Source organism: Maritalea mediterranea (genome assembly GCF_021568695.1).
GTDB lineage: Bacteria > Pseudomonadota > Alphaproteobacteria > Rhizobiales > Devosiaceae > Maritalea > Maritalea mediterranea.
On the sequence record NZ_JAKGTI010000008.1, the window covers coordinates 1 to 508 of the forward strand.

1 protein-coding gene is annotated in these 508 nt (G+C 56.1%); it reads left to right on the plus strand.

Features of this window, described 5'->3' with window-relative positions; genetic code table 11:
* The coding region (locus L1I42_RS16160) for a methyl-accepting chemotaxis protein (protein WP_236115782.1) at window positions 1-508 on the plus strand (508 nt) is incomplete at both ends.

Below are 508 nucleotides of genomic sequence, written 5' to 3' on the forward strand. Positions count from 1 at the left end.
TGTCTGAACGCACAACCCGGCAAGCAGCAACCATTGAAGAGACTTCTGCGGCGATGGAGCAGCTGGCCAATACGGTGCTTGAAAATGCCAAAGAGGCAGACCAAGCTTCTTCCATTGCTGATAAGGTGCGCAACACGGCGGAAGAAGGCGGTGATGTGATGCGGCAGGCCAATGAGGCCATGGTGCGGATCACGGACTCATCCTCCAAAATTTCCAACATTATTGGCATGATCGACGATATCGCCTTCCAGACCAATTTGCTGGCGTTGAACGCCTCGGTTGAGGCTGCACGAGCCGGCGAGGCTGGTAAAGGCTTTGCGGTGGTCGCCGTGGAAGTGCGGCGCCTGGCCCAATCTGCGGCTGAAGCTTCAAACGAAGTGAAAGCGCTGATTGAACAATCGGTGACCGAAGTGGATGGTGGGACCAAATTGGTGGCGCAAGCGGCCAAGAGCTTGGAGGCCATGCTGGAGGCTGCACGGTCCAACAATACCATCATGGTGTCGATTGC